This is a genomic window from Arcicella sp. GW822-FHT02H01, from assembly GCF_058802005.1.
The window spans coordinates 98,993-116,661 of sequence record NZ_JBXANT010000005.1 but is presented as its reverse complement, the minus strand read 5'-3'; the positions used below and the strand labels follow the sequence as shown (position 1 = coordinate 116,661).

General features: G+C 33.9%; 10 protein-coding genes. 6 read left to right on the top strand and 4 right to left on the bottom strand.

Annotated features, from left to right (window positions below):
- The first annotated feature begins 1 nt into the window (after nt 1).
- From AC1RNE_RS22885 to AC1RNE_RS22860, 6 genes are all read left to right on the top strand, one after another.
- Entirely contained in the window at nt 2–3,328 is a 3,327-nt protein-coding gene (locus tag AC1RNE_RS22885; RefSeq protein WP_492804487.1) for a Hint domain-containing protein, read from the top strand.
- Between the two features lie 107 nt (nt 3,329–3,435).
- Nucleotides 3,436–4,020, top strand: a complete 585-nt coding sequence (locus tag AC1RNE_RS22880; protein ID WP_492804486.1) for a hypothetical protein — start codon at nt 3,436–3,438, stop codon at nt 4,018–4,020.
- Nucleotides 4,017–4,412, top strand: coding sequence for a hypothetical protein (locus AC1RNE_RS22875; protein ID WP_492804484.1), 396 nt, complete (start codon nt 4,017–4,019; stop codon nt 4,410–4,412). The genes AC1RNE_RS22880 and AC1RNE_RS22875 overlap by 4 nt, the downstream gene beginning before the upstream one ends.
- 303 nt (nt 4,413–4,715) lie before the next feature.
- On the top strand, nt 4,716–8,039 hold the full coding sequence (locus tag AC1RNE_RS22870) for a hypothetical protein (RefSeq protein ID WP_492804482.1): 3,324 nt from the start codon (nt 4,716–4,718) through the stop codon (nt 8,037–8,039).
- 13 nt (nt 8,040–8,052) lie between these two features.
- Complete coding sequence (locus tag AC1RNE_RS22865; protein WP_492804481.1) at nt 8,053–10,488, top strand: fibronectin type III domain-containing protein; 2,436 nt, start codon at nt 8,053–8,055, stop codon at nt 10,486–10,488.
- 377 nt (nt 10,489–10,865) lie between these two features.
- Nucleotides 10,866–13,043: a hypothetical protein gene (locus tag AC1RNE_RS22860; RefSeq protein ID WP_492804480.1), complete on the top strand. Its 2,178-nt coding sequence runs from the start codon at nt 10,866–10,868 to the stop codon at nt 13,041–13,043.
- A gap of 293 nt (nt 13,044–13,336) precedes the next feature.
- Here AC1RNE_RS22860 and AC1RNE_RS22855 read toward each other — a convergent pair whose 3' ends face one another.
- Genes AC1RNE_RS22855 through AC1RNE_RS22840 form a run of 4 tightly spaced genes read right to left on the bottom strand, consistent with a single transcriptional unit; the run spans nt 13,337 to nt 17,663 of the window.
- Nucleotides 13,337–14,245: an LLM class flavin-dependent oxidoreductase gene (locus tag AC1RNE_RS22855; protein WP_492804478.1), complete on the bottom strand. Its 909-nt coding sequence runs from the start codon at nt 14,243–14,245 to the stop codon at nt 13,337–13,339.
- 12 nt (nt 14,246–14,257) lie between these two features.
- The gene (locus AC1RNE_RS22850) at nt 14,258–15,493 is read right to left on the bottom strand and encodes a lanthionine synthetase LanC family protein (protein ID WP_492804477.1); all 1,236 of its coding nucleotides are present in this window, start codon (nt 15,491–15,493) and stop codon (nt 14,258–14,260) included.
- 11 nt (nt 15,494–15,504) lie between these two features.
- The gene (locus tag AC1RNE_RS22845; RefSeq protein WP_492804475.1) at nt 15,505–16,437 is read right to left on the bottom strand and encodes an LLM class flavin-dependent oxidoreductase; all 933 of its coding nucleotides are present in this window, start codon (nt 16,435–16,437) and stop codon (nt 15,505–15,507) included.
- Nucleotides 16,434–17,663 carry a lanthionine synthetase LanC family protein gene (locus AC1RNE_RS22840; protein ID WP_492804473.1) on the bottom strand — a complete coding sequence of 410 codons (1,230 nt, stop codon included), beginning with the start codon at nt 17,661–17,663 and terminating at the stop codon, nt 16,434–16,436. The genes AC1RNE_RS22845 and AC1RNE_RS22840 overlap by 4 nt, the downstream gene beginning before the upstream one ends.
- Between the last annotated feature and the right edge of the window lie 6 nt (nt 17,664–17,669).

The window sequence follows — 17,669 nt, the reverse complement described above, 5'->3', positions numbered from 1 at the left end:
TATGAGAAAAATACTATTAATAACGGCTTATATTTTTTTGATGACTCCATTCTCATGGGCAGAAAAAACTTATGCTTTTCTTGATGATAAAGACAATACTCCAAAGAATCCTATTGATATCTTAGTTCAACGTCTTGATAATTTAAAGAATCTTAGGGCAGAAGACTACTTAATAGATTTCAAATCTGTACAGGCAGGTGATAATTTTTTTGAGGAAACAACAACATATGGAGGTACAACATTTTTCAATGCTCCTTCTGATAAAATTGACTTAATAACAAGTATTAATAATTTTAATACTGATGCAAATAATGTTACAAATAACGTTAAACTATTTGTAATAACAGGAAGATATTTTATGGGGTATCATGAAGCATATCCTCCAACTGATTCTGAAAAGCAAGATACTGATATAAAAAATGCACTAAATCAGTTATCTGAAAAATTAAATGAATCTGGGAATATTGAAAATGGTGAAAAATTTAGAAGAGATTGGATAGAAGTTTTAAGTAATAAATTTACAATTATAAAAACAAAATCTACAAAGGTTATTCTATTCTGTTATGTTGAGGCTGTACTTGCTGATTTAAATAAAGTAGAAATTGACTATGAAAACAAAAAATCATCAAAAACTTTTATTACTGGAAGTAATCTGACAAAGAAAAACATTGGTTTTATTTGGCAAAATGGCTTAGAGGTATTGGAGTGGTCTAAATTATATCAAAACCAAGTAGCCTATGATTTTTTTAATAAAAAATTAATAAGGAATCCTACCCAAGGATTACAAAATCCATCAGGAATAAAAGAATGCATTGATGAAATAAAGAGACTATTTTCTCTAAATATTGATTTAAATAACCCCGACGTAGTTATTAAATTAATTCATTCCTTAAGAGAGGGTGATTGGTCTCAATTTTCTGTTCAAAGTAAAAGTACCTTTTTAACTGCAATTGATAATGCTTTCAACAATGATTGTAACAAGCTTGATATACTTTATGAAAAAATACCTAAGTATGTTATTGCTGATGTAACAGACATAACATTATGGAAACATTTAAAATCATTATTGAATTGTACTGTCAATACAGTTGGTGCAAATGAGGAACTAGCTATTTTAAATATTCTGGAAGGATTCAAAAATAAACAAGAGGTTTATTCTACATTTAAAAATGACCCGAAATTAGTAACTACTATTGCTTCTAAATTAGGCAGTTATGTATTCGAAAATACTGGTGAAAGCAATGCCATTTTTTGTGAAATATTAAAACGATTAATGGAGACATATGGAAATGTCCCATCATCCCCATTACAAATCCCATTTTTTGTTAAGATAGGAAAAGCAAGTAGTTTTACTCGATATAATACTATTTGCGAAATGCCTTATGAAATTCGTGGGGGAAAAGGATATTTTAGTCAAATTGGATTTAGAGATGATGGTTTTATTGACATAACTTGTTTTTTATATACAGACGCTTGTTATACAATTAATAACTCACCACTATTTATTGCTAAACAGAATATAGCGATGAATCCACTTTCTCCGGTTCGTGTATATACTCAGGGGGAAGATTCTTATAAAATTTATCCCGCTATTTATGTTCATAAAATGGCTACCGACAAAGCATTTGATACATTCAAACAATCTGCTTTGCTTTCTGTGCAGCTTTTAGGATACTATGGAGCTGCAAAAGTATTATTAGTAGAAGGTGGAGCTATTCTATTAAGATTAGGAGCAACAATTGAACTTGCCAAAGCTCCTTTAGACTTAGTGATGACCGATGATTTTAAAAAAGGCCTTAGAGACACTGGGAATCCATATGCTATTTGGTTTGCTGATAATTGGAAAGAAATTAGTACTTCAGTAGATATTGCCACTCTTTCTCCAAGTATCTTAGAAGCAATTTATAATTTAAAGAATCTTAGAGCATTAGGTAAGTTTTCGTCAAGCCAAATGGATGAGATAGACAAAATGGCAGATGATGCAGCTAAATGTCTTGGCAGATGTTTCCCCGCTCATACTCCTATTATTACAAAAACTGGTTTTAAAACCATTGACAATATCACTGTAAATGATGAAGTAAAGGCTTACGACCAAACTACTAAACAGTATTCATGGAAAAGGGTTCTCAGTAAGTTTGTTAGACAAGCTACAGTTCTTGCCAGTATTTATGCTGGAGGAAATTTAGTAGCCAGTGCCACACCTAACCATTTATTTTATGAAAACAGTAAAAAACAATATATTGCAGCTGAAAACCTAAAGGCAGATGATAAATTATTAGTCTATCAAAACCTTTATGCTGGGAATACCAATATTAGTGTTCCTAATAATGAAATAAGTATTGATAGTGTAGTTATTAAAGACACCACCCTTACTGTTTATAATTTTGAAGTTGAAGATCTTCATAATTATTTGGTAGGAGAGCAAGGAATTCTTGTGCATAACGATTGCCCTTTGGTTTCTTTCATTGCTAAGTTAGAGGCATTAGCAGAATATACAGAAGTAGTGAACTGGCTAAAAAGGACAGATTTGCCAGCAATTATTAAAGATAAAATTGTAAGTGGTTGGGATATTAAAGACCTTGCTATATTAGAGAAGCGTTTTAAATCTATCAGTGCCCTTAAAACAGATTTATATGATGCTGATGCCTTAGATTTAGCCTATTTACTAATTAAAAAAAGTGATGAATCTCTGGATTGGGCTTCTGCTGATTATAAATATTTTAAATCACTTATTGAAGAAGCTGGAGATAATTATTCAGCTGCTTTACAAAGGCTGGGAAACAGCCAATTTTTTAGTAAAATTAACACATTAGGGAAGGGTTTTGAAGATGTCATTATTACTAGTTTTACAGACGCTGCTAAAATTTCCTCAACAAAAAAGCTATTTTTAGACGCTGGTATCAACTTAGATGATTATGTAGTATTTAATCAAATACAACTCAAAACAGGCAAAAAGATAAAAGAGATAAAAAATGGTATAGATGTGGAAAGAGACGAATATATGATTGCTGATTTTTTATTAGTGAAAGCAGATAAAAATACCAATGGTATTATCACTGATATTGATTTTGATAACTCTATCATCTTAGAAGCTAAAGCCTCACGTAGTACAAGCTTGACGGATGCACAAAAAAGTGGACTTACACTTACAGGAAAAGGGGAAATGACAGTAAGGTCAACGATACAAGAATCTATTTATTCACCCAATAATCAGATATTTAGGCTACCTCAAACTCAAATTATTAAACATCAACAATTCTACAAAATTTGGAGTGTTGATGGATTTGGCAAAGCAATGGATAACTTACAAAATATTACTCGAAAATGACAAACAAAACACTTTTCAAGAAAAAATGCCGTAAATACTTTTCCTTTTTTGAAGAAACGGAAGGCTTCGAGGCCTTGATACACGATAATGGTATTATCTATACAAGAATGAAAGAAGAAGTATTAATAACAGCTTTGTTGTTTTTTGATACTCATCACATGCCATTTAAAATCAGTAGCTTGTGGTTTGAAAAAAAAATCACATTGGTAGAAAAGATAGTTCAGGAAGTAGTAGAAAAGAAGCCTGCAATGGAGCACCATACTATCAGAACTCATTTTGTAAGCTCAACTAAAAGCTCTCCTTTTTTGGCACTCCCAAAAGAAATGCTTGATGTTGCAAATGAAGTAATAGTTCTACAAGAATCTGATATTGAAGTGGCAGCGACAATCATCAAAGAATACTTTTATAGTAAAGAGATACAAGATTTTTTAAGCTTAACTATTGAAGACCTTAATCAACAATTATTGGAATGTGAAGACCTTGATAATTATATTGCAGGAATTTTTTGTGTTGATGGTAATGGATACTTACGCACATATATAGTTGCTAAATACTTTAATAATCAACGAGTTTTCGACTGGTTTGATTCCTTTATAATACCATGGCTAAATACTAATAAAGCGAGTGAAAAGCAAAAACGCCTTTTAGGTTATATTGAAAAAGTAAATCAACTATTTAATACAGAAAAATGAACAAGACAGGATTTGTATGTACCCATGTTTATGGGAGTGAAAAAGAGTTAGTAAATGATTTTTTCGGAGCAGATTTTGATGAGGATTGTGTAGAAATCATTTTTCAAACAAACGGTGCAGTAGTATTTGTAGAAGAAGAGGATTTAGACAGCATAGATACTACTAAAGATGGGCAAACCATTATTATTTTTAGAGTTTATGAAACTTCGATGGCTTTTAGTATTTCATGTTATAAAGATGGAAAAATGCTTTATGAGATGTCAAGCCATGATGGGCAAGCATTTATTCAGGAAGGGAATTTAGGTAGTCTTCAAGATACAGAATTAGAAACCAGTAGTCTCTTTAGTAAAATTTTGGAAGATACCAGTATAGATGTTTGGGAGGTTTTGTGAAAAATATCCTAAAAAACAAAAAAATGATCCAACCATGAAATCTACGTTCACCAAAATCATCCTTTTCTACCTGCCTATTATGTTAATAGTAATGGCTTGTAATGAAGAAATTATTATCTCAAAAAGTTCGGAAGGAAAATTACTAAATTTAGTTTTTCTGGCTTAAGACTTATGATTAATAAAGTCAGTACCAAAATTACAACTGTTATTAATTCTATAACATTAGCAAAATTTTCACTTGATGTCTATAGTTTTTACAAAATAGAGGAAAATTAAACAGTTAAAACCACCTAAAATTAATTAATGATACTAAAACTACACTTTAGAATATATTTATTTGTATACCTATTGCTACTAATAGGCATACAAAATATATATGCTCATAGAAACAAAGGAGATGAAAAATCTTCTGTCAAATCAAAGACTTCAAAAGTAGTCTCTGTTATCAATCGGACATCATTTGCTGCTAATAGGCACTTAGTATCTCCTGAGAATGATATTGATGCTGCTTATGTAAGTGAAGGAGCCGTTGATGAGCGTTTGAAGGCCACAGGAGTATTTTCTGAATTAGATAAGTCAGGGCGTTATTTAGAAGACCTTTTGGAAAAAGATATGCTTCAACTTCCTATAGGCTTTAAAAAGAAATTGGGCACCTCTGGCAATGTAGAAGTTGCTGTATCTAGAGCAGAGTTTTATGCCCAATATGCCGAACTAACGCTTTATGTAAGAATGTCATTGCCTGCTTCAGGCTCGAACAACAAAGAGAAAATCTTATATTTTGGTGCAGAAAAAGTACGTTTTACGCGTGCAGGAGGTATTAGTTCGTTCAAAGCTGTTTTATTAGGAGATGTTCCGATTGTAGATTCTCAAGATAGTTATACTGTAATTATTAAAGGGGCGAATGGTTTAAATCAAGCAGGGCAAATAACGGATCCTAATCAAACTTATGCTCAAGTAGATTGTGGAAATTTTACGGAGGCTCAAATTATAGCAGAGGTTTTAATCCCTAGAAAAACCATTATTCCACTTACAGAAGCAACACTTGAACCTATTACTGAAGGACGTGTAACTTGTGCATTTAAAGCTAAAATAAAAAATGGCGTTGATAATTTAGTTGGGTCTCTTACTTTTAAAACTCCCTTTGCTAGTCCAAGTGCCTCAGGTTTTGCATTCAAAGTTGTCAATGCGTCTTTTGACCTTAGTAATTCAGATAATCCAGAATTAATGGGTTTTCCAGGTGGGTATAAGGGAGACCAAACCTCTGCATGGCAGGGTGTATACATCCAAAACTTTACGGTTTATTTACCCAAGCAATTTAAAAAGAAAAACTCTAGTGCCAGAACTTCGCTAAGCGTATTTAATGCCTTAATTGACAAGACAGGATTTACTGGAGTTATAGACGCCAATACCCCAATCTTTTCAATCAATGAAGGAAGTGCCTCTGGTTGGGCGATGTCGCTGGATAGGATAAAAGTAGGAATTGTTCAAAATACTTTAACTGAAGGAGCATTCGCTGGTCAATTACGTTTACCAATTTCAAAGAAAACGACTTTATTATATAGTGGATACATAGAAAAAAATGAACCTTTGACTGGGCAAGATCCCAGTATAGTTTCTGGCTTAAAATACGGTGTAAAAGTTGCTAATGCTGAAGATATTGATTTTGATTTATTTAAAGCAAGAGGTACAATATATGAAGGTTCTGAGATTAAACTTGAGGTCGTTAATGATGAGTTTAAACCAGAAGCAAATCTATCAGGAAAATTAACAGTATCTACTAGTCTGGACGGTCAATATACTGCTACGGGTGGGGTAATTAGATTAGAACAAATTGAATTCATCGGTTTGAAGCTAAACACTGGTCCAGATCCAATCTGTGTAAAAAGTTTTGAGCTAAAAGGTAAAGCAGGAGTTGCAAATTTCCCTGTTAGTATAACAAAATTAGGTCTAAAAACCTCCTGTGCAAATGGTGGAAATCAAGCAACTGTAGCAGATTTATATTTAGAAGCGCAAGTATCCTTAGTTGGTGAAAATACTGAGGCGGGTGGATCTAAGGGTGTTGGTGGAACAATTGGAGTAACAGTCAGAGCCCAACAAAACACTGATGGAGATTGGAAATTTAAGGAGATTGCAAAGCCTATTAAAATCGGACTTAAAGGTGATTTATCGGCTTTCGCAATATTGGGAGAGCTAGAACTTTATGATAACGAACCCGTCTTAGGACAATCAGGTATTACCAAAAAAGGGTTTAGGGGTAAAGCAGAATTAGTTTTGAAAAGTCTTGGGGATATGACTGTTTGTGCTGAAGCCGAATTTGGAAGCACTACTTCAAATGATAATTACTTTTATGTTGCCGGTTCAGTAAAGAATTTGCCAACAGTTATTCCAGTTGGTGGGCCTATTGTTATAGATGGTTTTGCAGGGGGTATTTTCTATCATATGAAACCCACCAATGGGTCAGGTAATGGCACAGGTTTTAAAACAAGTTGTTCAACAGGACAAACCTACGTTTATAGTAATACTACAAGTTTTGGCTTTAAGGCAGGTGTAAATTTATCAGTTACAGACCCATTACCCAAAGGTTCATTTGATGGGTATGGCGGTATAGAAATGGTTTTTTCAAGTGGGGGTGGTTTAGCCAGTTTGGGAATTTATGCACAGGCTCAATTAATGGCTGATATTGATAACGATTTAGTAAATATTGCCAATGAGGGAGCAACAAAAAAAGCTGAGGCTAATCATGAGTTTGATAAGGAACCTAATCGTAATGGTATATCTAGTCATACTCAAATGGAAGATAAATTAGTGAAAACGCCAACAACAGAAACTATTTTTGATTCTCCCATGACAGGTCCATTATCGGCACGAGTTGGAATATTATTAAATTTCCAAGAGGGAACCTTTGATGCTCAGGCAGATCTTTATGTAAATATTGGCTATTTAAAAGGTATAAATGATGGGAGTACAGATATTTCTAAAAAGAATTTAGCAGGTCGTATGCTAATCCATGCAGGAAAGGGTTTATGGTATATTCATGTAGGTACCTCAGAAAACCCAGTAGGATTAGCGATAAGAGATTTACCCCAACCATTAGCTCAATCATATATTGAATCTAAGGCTTACTTGATGATTGGGGCAAATATTCCAGCCTACTTACCACCTTTGTCAAATAATGCTGCTGCTTTTTTTGGATTAACGCAAGACGCTAAAGGAATATTGAGATCTTCTAGTTCTAGTGCTACAAAATTAACCGATATAGAATCTGGAAAAGGCTTTGCTTTTGGATTAAACTTCGATGCTAAAATAAGAGTAAGTGCTGGCCCTCTCTATGCTGAAGGTAATGTTGGTGTAGGTTTGGATATTCTTTATACTACTAAAGGGAATTGTGGTGTAGCAACAGCAAAAGGGAGGGCTTATGCGTATGTTAGTGGTGAGATAGGAATTGCAGGTGTACCTATATTAGGAGCAGGTGTTGGCGTATTATTAGAAGGTGGAGCTCCAGCACCAACTTATTTCACTGGTACTGCAGTAGTAGAAGTTACTTTACTTTTTGTTACAATGAGAGAGTCATTAAAAATTAATATTGGAGATGAGAATAATTGTCCTCAACTAGCATCAGGAAATTAAACCGTATAAGTCAATGATAAAAATACACTTAATATTCAGGAAAAAAAGTAAGTTATACATCGGTCTCTTGATTACCTTTTTATTTTTTTTGCAATTTTCAATGAAGGCTCAACAAAGTACAATTTCAGCTAAAGCTCTGGCTGCTCAAGGCGGAAAAATTAAACTTAGATGGGTAATTACTGGTGATACCTCTATTTATAATTCAAATAATGGAAACTATATAGAAAATGTTTGGAAACGTTATCTTGATTATGGGTTCATTGTAGAAAGAAGACGTAGTGGAAGTACAACAGCAGAAAGATATTTTACAGCAAAACCAGATATTAGTAAACTAACAGATGGATCATTAAATTTAAGTACTCCTGTTGAAAGAAGTGCTTGTGTTGCTATGAAAATGGCGATTTTTGGAACAAAAAATGAGTTATATCCAGACCCTAGCATAATCTCTCCCAAAGTAGAAGTTAGTAATCGACATTTTGGTACAATGGTTGCTTCTGCAATTTCATATAAAGGAGCATGTTATGCGGGATTAGGCATCATTGATGATACAGCTGAACCTAACATTGTTTATGATTATATTATTCGAGAAGCAAATCCTCCAGATGCTATAGGCATCTATTCTCTAACTGTTACTGTTGAAAATATTTTCTTGATTGCTCAAACACCAGCCAATATTCAAAAAGCCAAACAGGCTAGAGTAGCTGCTGGCCAACAAATTGCTGCGGTTCTTCAAGCACCCCCTACACCAATAGCGAAATTTGGAAATAAAAAAGTGGAATTAAAATGGCGTTGGAAGAAATCAGGAGCTACTAACGCTTATCAAGACTTATACTATGGATATTACATAGAAAGAGCTTCTCAATTAGATACAACTAATTTTGTAAGATTAAATAACTTACCTTTTATTTCGACTACATCAAAATCAGATACTTTAATATTTATTGATCAAGACACTACACAAGCCAATACCATTTTACAAAATGGTAAAAAATACATATATAGATTAATTGGTAAGACATATTTTGATGATGAAATTGCAGCACTTCAAACTGTAAGTGGGAAATGCGAAGATGATTCAAGATACTTTCCTACGATTATTAGCAATACGTTACTTGCTAATAATCAAGTAGAGTTAAAATGGAGCCTTCCTTCAAAAGCTTTACCAAATCACTTTAAATCATTTTCTGTAGGTCGTGCAGAGACATTAACTCAAAATGTTACATATCAAAAAGTGCCAACAATCGCTGGAATTCAGAGCTTAGACTCGACAAAAAGAACAGCAATTGTAAATAATAATACCAGTGCAAGTAATACTACAAAATCTGCCTATTATGTTATAATTGGGAAAACTAAAACAGGAGAAGAGTTTACATCATTCCCTGTCTTAATTCAAGGAGTAGATACACTTGCTCCGAACATCCCTGTTAATGTTAAAGCCATTTGGGATGATACTAGGAAAACAGCAACAGTTACTTGGAATGCTAATACTGAAACAGATTTACTAGGATATAAAATTTTCCGCTCAATACCTGGCAGTGTTCCTGTTGTTATTTCAGATACTACCATTTCAAAGAAGACTATATTTGTAGATACAATTAAAGTAGAAAACCTGAAAATTTTATACTATATAATGGCTATAGATAAACAATTTAATCCTTCAAAATTATCTTTGCCTGGTGTTTTACAGAGACCCGATAGAACACCCCCTATTAAGCCTTCATTTAGTAACTATAAGGTTAATAATCATGGTAAAGTAGAGTTTTTTATATATAAAAGCCCTAGTGACGATGTTGCTTCTCATGAATTAAGAAGAAAAGTTGATACTATTAATACAAGTTTAACAAAATGGCTGACACCTGACCAACCTACTTCAAATATCTATGTAGATTCAAATCTAAGCAATGGAGGTTTAATAACTTATATTATAGAGGCAATTGATTCAACAGGTAATAAAAACAGCGATACCTTAAAAATCAACGTTCCATCTGTATTGGTTGCCAAGCCTCAATTCACCATTTTTAATGGGAGTTTGTCGAGGATTGACCCTAGTGTTAATTTAAAGTGGGACTATAATGTAATTTCAGCCTCAAATGAAGTACTTGAATTTGTGATTTTAAAATCAGACGTAAGTGTTGATCCTACGGGAAAATTAGGAACATGGAAAACCGTAAGTGGCGATACTAGAGAACTATCCGATTATGATGTTATTTATGAAAGAAGCTATAAATATGGTATTAAGGCAATTTTTAAAGATGGTAGTACTTCAACATGGCTTTACACAAATTTAACAATGCCAACAGTTTGTGGTGCAGTAAGATATTTAGAAGAAAGTGGTCAAATTGAATCTGGAAGTACAGTCATAAAAGAAGCCTGTGATTCTATTATATTATTACCAGGTTTTGAGGCAAAAAGGAATTCGGTTTTTGAAGCAAAAATTAAAGCTAAATAATTCTAAAAAATGAGAATACATTTAGATAATTAATACTATTTATGGCAATGGTATAATTTATAAGAAAAAGCCCCTGTAAAAATATGTATCAATTATAAATAAATTAAGGACATATTTTTCAAAATAATAAAAAGATTAAATGCTCTTTTATGTCAAACCTAAAGGCTGTTGTAAGTAAGCATAAGGCTTTTTGAAACAAGGGTTACCCCCAACTTTAGTAAACGGCGATAATTTCATCCTAATACATCAAACTGAAATGGTTAATACTGTTTTATTAAAAAAGGAATTAGTAATGCAAATCTTTTATCGAAATAAAGACATTATTTTATATAATATATGAAAACTAGAATGAATTAAACAATTAACAAAATACACAAATGAAAAAAATATACACCTTGGTTATTTTGATACTATTAATGCAGCAATCATTTGGTCAAAATACTTTTCCTACAACAGGAAATGTTGGTATAGGAACTACTAGCCCCTCAACAAAACTAGAAGTTAATGGTATTATTAAACAAGTCTTTGGAAATTATTTTTATAAGGTCAGTGATACTACAGATGTTATTATCAGAACTTCAAGAAGTGATAATAATCAAGTAGGATATTTTAAAACCAATGGCTGGGGAAAGTTTTCTTTTAGTGGTGGACTAGCTGTTGGACTTGATTTTCCAGCCAGTAACTATTCTGGATTATTAGTCAATGGGAATGTAGGTCTTAATACAACTTCTCCTTCAGAAATACTAGATGTAGTAGGAAGTATCAAATACTCACAATTATTAAAACCTAATGGCATTATAGGAACTGACAAACAAGTCTTAATGAATATCAATGGAACTTATAATGCTTGGACAACTCTAGCAACTACCCATTTGTCAGATTTTTCTACAGAGATGGCAAAGTATCTTAAAGCGAATGGAGGAACACTAACTGGAAATATAGGGCTACCCTCAGATAAAACGATTACTTTTAACGATAAAACTGCTACTTATCCAACAGCCCAAGGTGGCCTTGTTTGGGATTTGAATGGTGCAGACAAAGCTTCAATTTATGCTTATCAACCAACAGCAGATGTAACTAATTTTGTTTTTCAAGTAGCGGATGATGGTCTTGACAGATTTGTCTTTAAACGTAAAGATTGGAATGGAGCTATTAATGATGTTTATCATCTTTATATGGATGATTATAAGGTAGTATTTAATTATCCTGATTTAGACGGAACTACTGGTACTTCTAAAAATATGGATTTTTATATCATGGGAAATGGACAACCAAACAAGAATTTAAGTAGTCCTATTTTTAAAACGGTTGCCTCAACTAATAGAGTAGGGATAAATACAGGAAGTCCACAAGAAACGCTTGATATAAATGGAGGCTTGAGACTAAACGGTAAATTAAAGTATGGGACTAATGACTCTAGAACAGAAACAAGAGATAATGCGGGATTAAGAGGAGATGCAGGAGCTCAATCTGGATTTTATATGACATCAAGTCCTGTTAACTATCCCAAAAATGCTGCTGGTTTCTGGCACTTAATTGATGTTAGACACAATAATTTAACGGATAATTATGCTATGCAATTGGCAGGTTCATTTGGAGACCAAAGGTTATACTTTAGAAAAACGAATAATAGTCCAACACAAGCATGGAGAGAAATACCAACCTTAGATACTACAGGAGCTTTAACCCTTACTGGTGCCCTGACACTTAATGGTAAATTTAAATATGGTGCAAATGATTCAAGAACTGAAATCAGAGATAATGCAGGATTAAGAGGGGATGCAGGAGCTCAATCTGGATTTTTTATAACACAATCACCTGTTAATTATCCTAAAAATGCTAGTAGTTGGTGGCATTTATTAGATGTTCGTAGTACAGGTACTGGTAATAATTACGCTATGCAGTTTTCTGGTTCATTTTTTGACCAAAAACTATATTTTAGAAAAGTTAACGATAACCCTGCGCAAGCTTGGATTGAAGTTCCTACTATAGATACAACAGGCAGAATAAAATTTGATAATGATTTGGCATCTAGTAAGAAATCAGTGATCTTGGGTGGTTACACTTATGGTGGAGCCATTAAATTTAGTGCTAATAGTACGACAGCAAACAATAGAAATCTTGAATTAGGGAATATCAATAATAGCGGTGTTTTTTCTTCAAGTGTAACAATTGGTGCTGAAAATGGGAATGTGAGCATTGGAACCAATACTATTCAAAGTGCGTATAAATTGGCTATTGCTGGAGACATGATAGCTGAAAGAGTAGTGGTGAAGTTAAAAACAGCATGGCCAGATTATGTTTTTGCCCCTTCTTATCAGCTTCCTTCTTTGAACGAAGTTGAAAAATATATTACCAATAATGCTCATCTTCCTGGTATTCCATCAGCAAAAGATATTGAAGAAAAAGGAATTGACGTAGGAGATACCAATGCTAAACTTCTAAGAAAAATAGAAGAACTTACTCTTTATATGATTCAAATGCAAAAAACGAATGAAGCACAAAATGCTGAAATAGCATTGCTAAAAAATGAAATATTAAAGTCGAAAAAATAATGAGATAGTCTTTGAAGGGGTACATTTGCTTGATTATATGGCAAGATATGCTAGCGGATTTGGGGAAATTGTTCTGTAAAAGATCATGACCATTCAATAGAAGGGGGGTGACTGAACGAAAAGTATAAAGACGTAGAACGTGATGCGAAATAATACTCAACCAGCGATAAGAATCATTCCCCTATTGCTGAAGGCAAACGAACAGGTTAAATTATACATTTCAGGATTATTTACTAGCTAAAAAAGTCTAATAAATAACCCTGAAATGTATAAAAAATAAAAATGGTAATGTTTTAATTGAGTGCTCTATTGATTAACTCAATTGAAGTTAGCCTATCAGATGGTTTCATGGCAACGTTCATAAAAATCATTTCATCAATACCATAGTTTTCTTGGAAAGACAAAATGGTTTCTTGAAAGAGGTTTTTACAACCTACTAAATTGATATCATATCCTAATTTTAGATCTTTGATTACCCTTTTTGCTTTTTGAGTAGTTTCGTGACATGCCCCTGAAAATACCATATTGACTTGTGGTTTTCTATGATGTTTTTGATAAAAAAGCTCTCTAAATTCGCTTAATTTCTCTTTTTGATAGTTTAGGTCAGAGCCAAAATGAAATATTGAACGAGAAAGATTAGAACCTGTTTCAATGGCACGGGTCATGCTACTGCCATAGCCAACGCCTAAAGACCATATTTGAGGTACCACCCCTTTGAAAGGAGGAATTACAATTTGGTCATTCTCAAAAAGAGTATCTTCTTCTTGTAATAAATGCACCACTTCTTTGTATTTACGCTCAAAAGAGAGATGCACTTCTTTCTTGTCTGCCTTGATCGTATTATTGGCTACTGCTTGGCTAACGCCACCATTTGCCATGCCTAAATCAATTCTATCACCATAAAGATTATTGTATAATTTGAAGCTACAAGCCACATGATAAGGGTCATGAATACCTATAAGAATACCCGCAACACCAATCCTTATTTTTTCGGTCATTCCTGCTACAATAGGCACAAGTGAATCAGGACAATTCCACGTGAGGGTCGGGTCGCCAATATGGTGTTCGGCAAGCCATATTCTTGAATAATCTAAAGCTTCTGCATGAATAGCATATTCGATTAGGTCTTGAACTCTGAGAAGGCTATTCATTTTATTTTCCCTGATGCCAAAGTCAAGTAAACCTATTTTTATTTTTTTCATCGTGATAAAGGTTTAAGAAAGTAAAAATATAGCATCCCATTCCTGAGAACTATCTGCGTGTAATTCAGCGATTAATACTAAAGCTGTTGCTCCAAAACCTTCTAATAACTCTCCAGCTTTAGTGGTGTTGTAATACAAAAGCTCTTTTTCAAGATGTTTTAGCGTTTCGGCATACCAAAATTGAGCAGTCTCTTGATAAACAGGCAATCCCGTGATAGCATATAGCGCTTTGAAAGATTGCACCAAACCAGAAGTTCCATGACAAAAATGAGAATCTTTCATATCTGAACTTGCTTGCGTCCGTCTTTGACTTATTGACAGTCCGATTTCATCCGCTAAATCTATCCATGCATGATTATTAAGCAATTGTCCAGCTCGATACAATAAGATTACTTGATTCAAATCACCATAACACCAGCCTAATCTGTTGCCATAAAAACCTTGATTTACGATAGCATCCGAAGGCTGACTATCATCGAATTTTAGAGGGAAGTACGAATATTTTTTTTGCTCAAAATCAATAGGCATCATCGTACTCAACAGAAATTCTATTCCACCTTCTACCAACACCTTAATTTTATCTTGAGCAATACCCTTTTCATAGATTTTTAATAAAGAAAGCAATATGCCACATTGCCCATGAGATAAACTTAAGTCAATTTCATAGTTATCAGCATGCATGACTTTCAAATGAGCATTGGGAAATGTTATTCCCTTTTGTCTGATTTCAGCAAGGCTTTGTATTTTATCGACTGTATCTTCTAAGCAGATTTTTACAGCGTCGATGTGTGTTCTTTGGCATAAATAATTAACTGCTCCGCTTGATCCATATAAGTAATCTGTGGATTTATTATCGAGTAGTTTAATGATACCATCACAGACTAATTCATCAAAAAACGACAGATATTCATTAAAATCTATTTCAATGGTCTCATTGTTTTTCAAAATATTCATCACCATCCCTAATCCTGAAGCACCATAAGCCAATGGTGCTGTCAGTAAGTGTGGCGTTGCAACATCATTGATTTCAGTAATAATCGTTTCTAAAATATCTATTAATCTATCTCCCCATCGTTCTTCGTATTGATATTTATATAGATACGATGCATACAAAAGGCTCCCTATCGAACCCGATAAAAGGGAATGGTTGCTAAAAGTAGTATGATACAGCGCTTCTGAAACTCGATTAAGTAAAGATTCTTCTACCGTTAGCTCTTTTTCTATGGGTAATTCAACTAAATCTATCATCGGATGAGGGGTTAATTCAAATGAAATAATTCACTAATAAATTGTAGTGACTCAATTCTATCAGTAAGATTATGAGAGGGATTCATCAAAATAATTTCATCAATACCAAACATTTCGTGTTGCTTAGATATTTCATCAAAAAACTTATTCGGACAGCCTATTGTGTGCCTTTCTGGCGTCATGTTCTGTGCCTTGATGATTTTCTGCGCTTTGTGTGATGTCTTCGAGCAAAAACCAGAAATAGAGAGGTTTATTTTGGGTAAACGACCATGTTTTGCTAAATACTGCTCTCTGAAAATGTGTAACTCGTCTAGTCTCGATTCTTTATCAGACCCCGGATGGAATATGGACCTAGAAAAATTTGCGCCTAATTCTAACGCTTTATCAAGGCTTTTATACGACGAACCTAGCATCCATAAATCGGGAATGGCTCCTTTGTAAGGAGGAATAACAACGCCTGTTCCGTTCTTAAAAATTTCATCTTCATCAACGAGGTAATGAAAGAGATTTTTTATTTTCTCAGGAATCGTTTCCAACATCGTATTATTATCAACGTCTTCGCGTTGTTCGACACACTGTATGGCAAAAGGATTGACTACGCTTCTGGCAACGCCTAAATCTATTCTTCCAGGAAAAAGATTAGATAATAATTTAAACTGCGTAGCTACATGATAAGGATTGTGAATACCAATCAATACGCCCGCAGCACCTATTTTAATATTTTTGGTAATACCTGCCAAAATGGGTATCATCGGTTGCGGATTGCTCCACGCCAACAATGCATTTGGGTCGTGATGTTCAGAAATCCAGAACCTAGAAAAACCCAAATCATCGGCTGAAGAGGCATATTCAATAACATCTTCAATGATTGAAAGGCTGTTGATATTCTTGGCTCTATACCCGAAGTCGAGCACGCCAAATGATATTTTTTTTGTGGTGGTCATAATAGTAAGAGATTATCCCATTTCAATTCTTCTTCTGAAATATGCGATAGTAAGGTAAGGGCAATTCCCATGGCACCATCAATCAAATGTCCTGCACTTTCAACATAATCATTATTGGTTTGGGCTTCGGTAATGTAATCGAATGTCTGCTGAATCCAATAGTTGTGGGCGCTTAAATAGGCATCATTACCTGAGCGTTCAGCTATTCGCTTATAGATATGAGCCACTCCTGATGTGCCATGACAGAAATAAGGATTCCTTAATTTAGTCTGCTCAGGTGTTTTTCTGAGCATGGATGCCAATCCAACTTCTTCAGCGATATTGATATAAGATTGATTCTTAAATACTTTGCCTGCGGTGTATAGTAATAATATTTGGTTTAAATCACCGTTGCACCAACCCAAAATAGCATGATAGTATTGCTGATTTTTTTCTGAATCAATAGGGGATTTCTCATCGATACAGGTTGGGAAGAAACTATAATGTCCTTTTGCAAAATCAATAGGTCTTTTGCATGACAAAAGGAAATGGATACCTTCATTAACGAGCGTATAAATCTTTGCCTGACATATTCCTAAACGGTAGATTTCTAATAAAACCAGGGCAATGCCACAAAAACCATGATTAAGGTTAAGCACAGTATCATCTAAACGAGGTTTGGCAGTAGAACTAAAAGTATTGATATAACGCAAACCTTTATCGTCTCGGATAGCCACTTTCCAGAGGGCATCCACGATGACTTCAAGGTACTTTTCGATTGCAGGGTTTATCAATGTGCGTTGTGAAAGATAATAAACGGCTGCCATTGGTCCTAGCATAAACCCGACGTTCCCTTGTCGTATTTCCTGCAAAGCAGTATTATACAAGACGTTGTCGAAAGCGATAAGTTCTTTTTCAAGTTCTAAATCAAAGATTTCATCTCGCTTTAATTGATTAACTACTAACCCAAAACCTGTAAAGCCTGTCGATAATAAATGAATGTTTTGAGCTCTTATTTGACCTGTCAATAAATGGTTGGCAGATTTTTCAATCAACTTAATAGCTTTCTGTCCATGATTGATATCATTAGTATATTTAAAAGCATAAGAATAGAAAAGGGCTTTTCCGATATTGCCTCTGAAAAGTGAAAACTTATCACTTTTGTCTGCTTCAATAAGCCCCAAAATATCTTCTAAATGATGTTCAATAAGGTCAATATCTGTCTCTATTTCAAATGAGGTATTCATGTTTGT

Excerpts from the sequence above, each read along its gene's own strand:
- AC1RNE_RS22885 (WP_492804487.1), top strand. The coding sequence starts at position 2 with ATGAGAAAAATACTATTAATAACGGCTTATATTTTTTTGATGACTCCA.
- AC1RNE_RS22880 (WP_492804486.1), top strand. The coding sequence starts at position 3,436 with ATGAAAGAAGAAGTATTAATAACAGCTTTGTTGTTTTTTGATACTCAT.
- AC1RNE_RS22875 (WP_492804484.1), top strand. The coding sequence starts at position 4,017 with ATGAACAAGACAGGATTTGTATGTACCCATGTTTATGGGAGTGAAAAA.
- AC1RNE_RS22870 (WP_492804482.1), top strand. The coding sequence starts at position 4,716 with ATGATACTAAAACTACACTTTAGAATATATTTATTTGTATACCTATTG.
- AC1RNE_RS22865 (WP_492804481.1), top strand. The coding sequence starts at position 8,053 with ATGATAAAAATACACTTAATATTCAGGAAAAAAAGTAAGTTATACATC.
- AC1RNE_RS22860 (WP_492804480.1), top strand. The coding sequence starts at position 10,866 with ATGAAAAAAATATACACCTTGGTTATTTTGATACTATTAATGCAGCAA.
- AC1RNE_RS22855 (WP_492804478.1), bottom strand. The coding sequence starts at position 14,245 with ATGAAAAAAATAAAAATAGGTTTACTTGACTTTGGCATCAGGGAAAAT.
- AC1RNE_RS22850 (WP_492804477.1), bottom strand. The coding sequence starts at position 15,493 with ATGATAGATTTAGTTGAATTACCCATAGAAAAAGAGCTAACGGTAGAA.
- AC1RNE_RS22845 (WP_492804475.1), bottom strand. The coding sequence starts at position 16,437 with ATGACCACCACAAAAAAAATATCATTTGGCGTGCTCGACTTCGGGTAT.
- AC1RNE_RS22840 (WP_492804473.1), bottom strand. The coding sequence starts at position 17,663 with ATGAATACCTCATTTGAAATAGAGACAGATATTGACCTTATTGAACAT.